The following is an 8301-nucleotide window of genomic DNA, read 5'->3' on the forward strand; positions in this document are numbered from 1 at the left end:
GAAATAGCTGTTTGTGCAGGTCAGAGGAATGTTCGTTGTGACGCTCATCACCGGTTGGTCCTCGATCAGGGACTTTGCCGAAATCGATTTGCACTCGGCGTCGGGGCACCTGTAACTTGGTGTTTACCCAACGCGGGGTGGAGCAGCTCGGTAGCTCGCTGGGCTCATAACCCAGAGGTCGCAGGTTCAAATCCTGTCCCCGCTACAAATGAAAGAACCCGTGTCCTGGTCAGGACACGGGTTCTTTTTTGAGGCGTTGAAAACCAGAAACCTCGCCGAGCGCCTCACGGCTGTGTCAAGCGGCGCGCTCAAGCCGCCTGAGCTGACGGCGACCGTGTGGCTCAACCGAATGCGCCGTCGTTCTACCCCAAGCGCGCTGAATAGCTGTCAACGGCCCAGGTAATTAGAACCCCTCACGCATTCTCCCCACTAGCCGCCAACTCCAACAACTTGCTACGCAACACCTTTCCACTAGGATTTCGCGGAATAGCGTCAATCGTGATGAATTGTTTGGGGATCTTGTAGCGCTCTAGCGACGCGCGGAGGTGCAGCTTCAGAGCATCGGGATCGACCATCTCGTTGTTGGTGGTGACGACAAACGCCTGGAGGACTTGCCCGAATCTTTCATCGCTGACGCCGACGACTATCGCGTCCTTTATCGAGGGATAGCGGACGAGAATATCTTCGACTTCACCGGGAAAGACGTTTTCGCCGCCGGAGACAATCATGTCGTCGGATCTACCGGCCAAGAAGAGCAGTCCTTCTGAATTGACATAGCCGACGTCCCCGGTGTCAACAAAACCATCAATTACGACTTTGGTGGGAGCAGGCGATCGCGTGTCACGTGTGTACCCCGCGTACTCAAGTGGCCCACGAACGAAGATTCGCCCTGAATTACCAGTCGGCACCAAAGCGCCCGCTTCGTCGACAATCCGGATTGAAACGCCCAGCGCCGCTTTGCCGACGGTCGACGGAAAGCGGCGGAGCTCGTCGGGTGTCGCGGTGGTCACCACGCCGGCTTCTGTAGAGCCGTAGCCATTGACCAGTACATTCCCGAAACGGTCCTGAAAACGTTGTACCGTGACACTCGTTATCGGGGCGGCTCCCGTCACAGCGCAGCGCAGGTGAATGGACTTCTCGGCAGCCGACGGCTCGACGTCGAGAATGTGTTGGAGCATCGTCGGAACAGCGAAAAGGACCGTTGCGCGATGACGGGCCATATCGTCCACCATGGTGGCGGCATCGAATCGACTTCGGCATACGACCGTCCCTCCCGCGCTGATTACGCCGATCGCCGCGAGTAGGCCGAACCCGTGAAAGAAGGGCGGGCCGACGACGACCACATCGCGAGACCGCAACGGAACCGTCGCTGTTCCCGACACTGCTAGCTGAACCACTCCCCAGAGTCGTACCGAGCGCGGTACACCTTTGGCCAGGCCGGTGGTTCCGGAGGTGAGGAGGGTGAACTTGCCAGATCGCCAGACGCGATGGCGAAATCGACTCGATGTTTCGACAATCGACATGAGAGTTGGCACCGACGTTTCGGTGCGAGCCGGCCCGCCAACCACCACCTGCGTCCCACCGAAATTGCCAGCTGCTATCGCATCGGCGAATTCCTCGTCGTAGATAAGGGCGTCGGGAGCGTGTCGGGTGAGCAATGTTGCCAGTTGTATCGCCGGGAGTTCGGTATTGATGGAAATGGTTTCCGCACCGGTCATGGCTGTAGCAGCCAACGCTTGGAAAAAGCCTCGGTGGTTGCGGCATATTATCGCCACCGATTTGGGGCGTTTCTGAGCGCAAAGGTGAGAGGCCAACGCGCCGGCGTCACGGTAGAGCTCGGCGTAGGTAATTGCTCCTGAGTCGTCGATGATCGCCGAGCGGTTGGGGTAACGAGCCGCCGCGACGCCGAACAGCGTTGCGGCGGTATTTCCGTGTTGCCAATAGCGGTTGATGATCCGACCGAGCGTCAGTGGACCGGGCGGGGTCAACATTCCCGACTGCGTGAGTGCGCGGGCGGCCGTTAGCCATTGTCGTCGGCTTCCCTGGGTAGAAATATCTTGTGCCGACACGGTGGTGCTTTGTGTCATGAGCCAGCGCCGATCGGCTGGGCGTCGGCAAGTTCTTTGGCCATTGCTCGCGCATACGCTGCCTCCGATGCCGACGTCTCGCCGCTACGGCTGTCCACATACGACATCACCTGGGCGAGGGGAGCCTCAAAGATCACCCCGAGGACGCGCACGACGAACATACTCCGCGGAGCCATCGCCCTCGGTCGACGGGATGCCGCATAGGCGAGGATCCGGGCAGCCTGGTCGGGAGTGTGACCGGGCATTCGGCTGACCCACCTGGTAGCAACCATGCGACTCTTGATGTGGCCGGCGTAGATGGTCGTGACGTCGATTCCGTCGCCGCGCACCTCGAGCGCGATGGAACGCAGCCACGTGTCGAACCCTGCTTTGCAGGCAATGTAGAAGGACCATCGTGGCGCGACAGGCGTCAGCCAAAGACCGGCGGTAGCTATGTTGATGATGTGTGCGCCCCGGCTCAACTTCATACTCGGCAGCAACGCCAGAGTAAGGCGCATCGGGCCAGTGAAGTTGACTCCGACCATGGCGTCCATATCGCGTAGCCGTTCGGCGCTTCGATACACGCTGCGACGCAACGACTTACCGGCGTTGTGCACTAGAACATCGACGCCGCTGTGCTCCTCCAGGACTCGCGCGGCGAAACTATCCACGGCATCCAGGTCGCTGAAGTCGACCGAGTAGCTGAACGCGGTCCCGCCGGCAGCGGCTATTTCCGCGGCGATCTCGTCGAGCCGCGCCTTGGTGCGAGCCGCCAAGATGACTCTCGCTCCGGCTGCAGCGAATAGCCGCGCGGTCGCTTCGCCCTGACCGTATGAGGCGCCAGTAATCAGCACGACACGACCCTCGACAGAGCGGCGCAGCCGTTCGAGATCGTTCTCCATCGGTGGACCCACTGCCCACAGCACGGCTCCGGTAGCAACTTCCTTCAGCGTCAAGACGAACTCCTTAAATAACGCCATTATTTCTAATAACGATAGTATCTGAGATGAATGAACGCAAGAGACCGCGTTGGGCGCCCTTGATCACCGACGCGTCCACTAGGTCCCGCAAGCAGCCGAAATAGGGGCGATAGGATGGGCCGCGTGGCGAATTCCAGGACTATCGCGCAAGCTGAAACCAAGCGTCAGCTGGTGGAAAGTGCGCGTGAACTCATGCTGACCGAGGGGTACGGCGCCACCTCGGTGGCCGCGATCACGCAGCGGGCCGGGTTCACCACCGGTGCTTTCTATTCCAATTTCGACAGCAAGGCCGATGTCGCTCTGGTCGTATTGGACAGCCTGCAGAGCGAAGCTCGTGAACATCTCGCCGGCCTCGTCGGCACGAGTGCCGATCTCGCGAAGGCGGTCGAGCAGATTCGTAGTTGGATAACCCACACGCTTGATTCGGGTTGGCCTCGCCTTGAGCTGGAGTTCGCGCTGGCTAACCGCGGAGATTCAACAATTGTCGCTACCGAAGGCGCACGGAATCGATCAGCTGTCGACAATATTTCTGGAGTTTTGAGCAAGCTGTTGCCGACGGCGGTTCTGGATATGGTCCCGTCGCGCCGACTAGCCGACTTAATTCTTGACCTGTCCTTTGGTCTAGCCGTTCGCAAGATCGTCGATCCCAGTGTGACGCCCGATCACGTGCTCGACCTCGTGGACGAGCTACTTTCCGCCGTCGCTCCTGGGTGACGTCGACTATGACGCCTCGGGCAGCTGCTGATCCGACGTAACGAGGTGTCGGTCTAGGAACGGGTAAGCGCGGCGGGCGAAAGCCAGTGCGCCGGTAATGTGTTCGCGTCGGGGGATCAGATTGGTGGTGACTTGGGCGCCGGCCGTGGCCCAGCGTGCATCGAGGTCGACGGTCTGCCGATACGGGATGGCCTGGTCCCACATCCCGGTGGCGAGAAAGGTGGGTACCGACGGCGGGCTGTCGCCGAGTCGGTTGAGTTCAAGATGGGCGCGCACATCTGGGTCATCGAGCGGGTGCTCGTTCACGCATGATTCGACGCGGAAGAGGGGAAGGAGCCAGCCGATCAGCCCGAGGATTACCGCCGCGACAACGTGAGTGTGGCGGAAGATGCGAAAGAGTTGTCTGCCTCGCCAGTTCAGGTGACGTGTCGCGTGCAAGTCTGGATACGCGGCGTCGAGGCCTATTAATCCGTAGGCGAGCAGGAACGAGTATGGGCTGCGCTGGTGGCGTTCGTAGCAGTCGAGTAGATCGGCAGGTGGTGCGCCCACCGCCCCTGCCACCACGGGTAGTTCAGGTGCATATGTCGGATGCAGTTGTAGTGCCCAGCCTGCCGCGCATCCACCTTCGGAGTAGCCAGTGATCGCGATCGGCAGGTCCGCGAGTCGCTCGTGAGTGATCTGCCGTGCGGCGCGCAGCAAGTCCAACACCGCTGGCCCGAGGGCATGGCCAATGACGTACGGATGCGTAGTGCCTGTTCCGAGCCCTGGATAGTCGGGGACCGCGAGCACCCAGCCGCGTCGTAGTCCGGCGGCGAGGAATACCGCTTCGTATTCGAGTCCGAATGCGAGTTGCGCCGACGCCGCCGACGCCCGCGGCGCGAGCCCTTGAGTGCCGACCGCGTACCCGATCAGCGCATGTGGAGATCGCGCCGTCGGAACCAGAACGGTTCCGGTCGCCTCGATGATGCCACCGGTCGCGGTGGAGGTGGTGTAGCGGATAGCCCAGGCGCGGGCGCTTAGCTTGATTCCGGGAAGCAGGCAGGCGCGCGTCGGCTCGCACGAAATGAGTATTCCCGGGGTATCAAGTGCTTGGTTGGTCATCCGGCCATCCTCGTGTCGGTGATGCTTGGATCGGCGAATCGATACTTGATCGTGCGGCACAGTCATGCTGCACGATCAGGGGCCGTCCACCGCCGGCAATCTCAGATCGTGTGACATTTTGGATTACGGTAGTATCTGAAACACGGTTCTGCAAGGGGTCGTCGACTGCCCCCCGCCGTGCCGCTCCTACGACTTCGCCGGCCACCAACTCTTGGGTCCGAGAACAGTGGCGATCGCCGGCACGATGAGCGTTCGCACGATGAACGTGTCGATGAGGATGCCTGCACCGATAACGAATCCCATCTGGTACATCATCGATATGCTGCCGGCCATCATGCCGAACATCGCCGCGGCAAAGATCATGCCCGCCGACGTAATCACCGAACCCGTGTGACCGACTGCCCGCAGTACGCCGATGCGGAAGCCCTTTTGAGATTCCTCTCGCAACCGCGACATATACAGCATGTTGTAATCCGCGCCAACGGCTACAACCAGCACGAATGTCATTGCCGGAACGGCCCAGTAAATCTCCTTTCCCAGTATTACCTGGAATACCAGCACGCCGGTGCCCAGTGCCGCGAGGTAGGTCAATATGACGGTTGCGAGGAGGTAGATCGGAGCAACTATCGAGCGCAACAGCAAGCACATCACTGCCAGAATGATCAATAGGGTGACGATGATAATTTCGATGAAGTCGCGTTTGAATACGTCTCGGAGGTCGCCAAGTATCGCCGGAAGCCCGCCGACGGCGACCTTCGAACCGGCCAGACTTGTGTTGGGTGTCGCATCTCGCGCCGTCGACGCGACTAGCCGGGTCAATTCCATCGCTTGGGGACTGTAGGGATCAACCGAGGTTTGTATCATGTAGCGGGCCATCTTGCCGTCGGGCGAGATGAATAGCGAGGCGGCAGAACTAAAATCGCCTGTCGATAGCATTCTACTCGGAAGATAGAAGCCCGACGCCGATGGCGACTTCGCGGCCGTCCCGACGGTTTGTAGATACGCGGCTAACTCGGTGAGTCCGCCCATCGCTTCTTCTGTCTGACGGCGCATCTCGCGGACACGATCGCCCATCTTCTCGGCGTCGTCATTGCTAATCCCGAGCAGCTGAACGCGACGCAGAACGTCGTTCGCCCGGTCATACCGCGCTTTGAATTCGCCGATTCTACGAATATACGATTGCGCGGCAGTGAGCTGATCTTTCATAGTGCTGATCATCTTCGACGGTGGCGTGCCACTTTGAGCCATCGTGTCAATCGTCGCGCTGACCGACCCCAGAGCGGCCAATGCGCCGCTGTTCTTCGAGTCGATCAACACCGCCAGCTGCTTGCGAAGATCGACGCACTGAGTCAGGTCAGTGCACGATTGCGATGCCTTCATTGTCGAGTAAATGGGCTCGATCAGCGATATAGCCGAGGTCAAGGTGGCGGCGGTGGTACGCACGGTGGGGGCCAGGCCAGCCAGCTGATCAAGTTGCGGGCCGGATTTGGCGAGCTGATTGAGAAGCACGGAATACTGACTCAGTTGGCCGGAGGCGCTGCCGGCTTGCGAAAACGCCTGGGTAATCAGCGAGTTGATCTGGGTGAGTTCGTTGGCGTCGAATTCCTTCGCCAATTGAGATACGAGATCGGCGATCTGTTGGACCCGATCAAGTTGGGGGACATAGTTTTTCGCGGTATCTCCGGCACGTGCGAGTTGTTTACCCATGGTGCCGATCTGCCAGGCCAGCGTCGCCTGGGTGATCTTCGACCCGTCGGGCCGGGTGATCCCGACTATCCGTGTTATGCCGGGAAGTTGAGATACTCGCTGCGCCATCTGGTCGAGGTCGGCCAGGCTCTCCGGGGTACGAAGGTCCTTATTCGAGTTGATAATCAGGTATTGCGGAAGCATCGAGTCTGCCGGGAAATGCGCATTGAGCATGGCGTAACCCTCTGAGCTTTCCGTGCCTTTGGGCTGCGCGGCACGGTCGTCGTAGCTGAACATCATTGACGGCGCGAACGCGCATAGTCCGCCGAGCATGAGCAACGCCACGAGAAGAGTTACCACCGGATTCCGGACAACATACACGCCGATTCGACGCCAAAGGCTTTCTGTCAGAGCTGCTTTGGGAAATCCGACCTTTCTCTTGGCCGCGAGATGCAGGATCGCCGGAAGCATCGTGACGGTGACAAGAAATCCGATGCTGATAGCCACCGCGACGGCCGGACCCGACGCCGCGAGTGCCTGCAACTTCGCGGTGACTTGAGCCAGATTCGCTATGGCGACGGTGGCGGCGGTCGCGAGAATTACTCGCGTCATGGACCCACTCGTGCGCGCGATGGCTTCGTCCGGTCGCTGTCCGAGCCGCAGATTTTCGTGATAGCGACTGATATAGAACACCGTGTAGTTGACGCAGGCGCCAGCCACGATCGCCACCATCAACGCCGACGAGGTGCTCGAAATCGGCATGCCCAACATGCTCAGACCGGCCACGGTGCCGCGCGCCACGGCGACGCTCATCCCCATGACAATCAGCGGCAGTGACGCGGTAAATACCGAGCGATAGATCAACAACAGCAATATCGTGATGACCGCGAATGTGATGGCACCGACAAGCCTGGTGTCCGAAATCGCCTGCACGGCAACGTCGCCCATCGTGGCGGCATTTCCGGTTACCCGGGCCTGAACCGTGCTGCCCTGGAATGTCTGACTGACCGTGTTCTTGATGGACTTCAGCGATTGCATTGCTTCGGGCGAACCCAGGTCGCCGCGCAGTCCAACGAGTAGGAACCACGCTTTGCCGTCGGTGCTCACAACCTGTTTGCGAAGTGCTGGATTGGATTGTGCGTCGGCCGCGCCGAGCATGTCTTGGATAAATGAGGTGCTACCACCAGCCTTGAGGCGGTCGACCAGTGCGGTGTAATGAGCGCGGGCGCCGATGTCGTATCCGCCCGGATTGGTCATCGCGACAATGGCGACGTTGTCCGCACCCTGTTGATTGAACTTTTGAGCCATATCGTGCATCGCCGAAATCGACGGCGCGTCGCTGGGGAATGGCGGCACCGATCGTTCATTGGCGACTGTTTCTAGCTGCGGCCAGAGAGCGTTCGTTCCAACTGCGATCAAGATCCATAACAGAATGACGAGGGCAGAATGCCGGGTGATGCCACGCCCAACACGCTCGAACGCCGGACTATATTGATGGGCCACTGAGTCTGATGTCCTTCGGGTGACTAGTAGAGCAGCGCGCCGTCACGGCAGTGGTGGAACAGATACTTGCGGAAGCTGCGGTATGCCGGGAAGGTCCGAGATGGGCGATAATCGATAGACGATCATCGTTCCGTATCCGACATCGTCGTCGGTCACGGTGACGAGATACTTCTGCCCGATGAAAGTGTCCTGACCGAGGACATTCTCACGCGAATAACCCGCCTTTTCGAGCAGTGTCTGCGCATCTGCTA

The 8301-nt window shown here is 59.9% G+C and carries 5 protein-coding genes, 1 tRNA gene and 1 pseudogene; 2 read left to right on the top strand and 5 right to left on the bottom strand.

Annotation, left to right across the window (positions count from 1 at the left end):
* Nucleotides 1-131: 131 nt before the first annotated feature.
* Nucleotides 132-205, top strand: a tRNA-Met gene (locus tag GOEFS_RS00420).
* A 208-nt stretch (nt 206-413) separates the two neighbouring features.
* On the opposite strand, the gene GOEFS_RS00425 is transcribed toward GOEFS_RS00420, so the two are convergent.
* Together GOEFS_RS00425 and GOEFS_RS00430 are read right to left on the bottom strand one after the other, a co-directional pair.
* Entirely contained in the window at nt 414-2087 is a 1674-nt protein-coding gene (locus GOEFS_RS00425) for an AMP-binding protein (RefSeq protein WP_007315880.1), read from the bottom strand.
* A complete protein-coding gene (locus GOEFS_RS00430) occupies nt 2084-3046 on the bottom strand; it encodes an SDR family NAD(P)-dependent oxidoreductase (protein ID WP_007315881.1) in 963 nt (320 codons plus the stop codon). Before GOEFS_RS00430 ends, GOEFS_RS00425 begins: the two co-directional genes overlap by 4 nt.
* Before the next feature lie 114 nt (nt 3047-3160).
* Between GOEFS_RS00430 and GOEFS_RS00435 the strand changes: the two genes are divergently transcribed.
* The gene (locus GOEFS_RS00435; protein ID WP_007315882.1) at nt 3161-3760 is read left to right on the top strand and encodes a TetR/AcrR family transcriptional regulator; all 600 of its coding nucleotides are present in this window, start codon (nt 3161-3163) and stop codon (nt 3758-3760) included.
* Nucleotides 3761-3766: 6 nt separating this feature from the next.
* On the opposite strand, the gene GOEFS_RS00440 is transcribed toward GOEFS_RS00435, so the two are convergent.
* The 3 genes and pseudogenes from GOEFS_RS00440 to GOEFS_RS23340 form a co-directional block, all read right to left on the bottom strand.
* Complete coding sequence (locus GOEFS_RS00440) at nt 3767-4861, bottom strand: lipase family protein (RefSeq protein ID WP_007315883.1); 1095 nt, start codon at nt 4859-4861, stop codon at nt 3767-3769.
* A gap of 186 nt (nt 4862-5047) precedes the next feature.
* Complete coding sequence (locus GOEFS_RS00445; RefSeq protein WP_007315884.1) at nt 5048-8050, bottom strand: MMPL/RND family transporter; 3003 nt, start codon at nt 8048-8050, stop codon at nt 5048-5050.
* 42 nt (nt 8051-8092) lie between these two features.
* A pseudogene (locus GOEFS_RS23340) lies at nt 8093-8301 on the bottom strand (hypothetical protein); the annotation flags it as partial.

This window comes from Gordonia effusa NBRC 100432, from assembly GCF_000241305.1.
Lineage (GTDB): Bacteria > Actinomycetota > Actinomycetes > Mycobacteriales > Mycobacteriaceae > Gordonia > Gordonia effusa.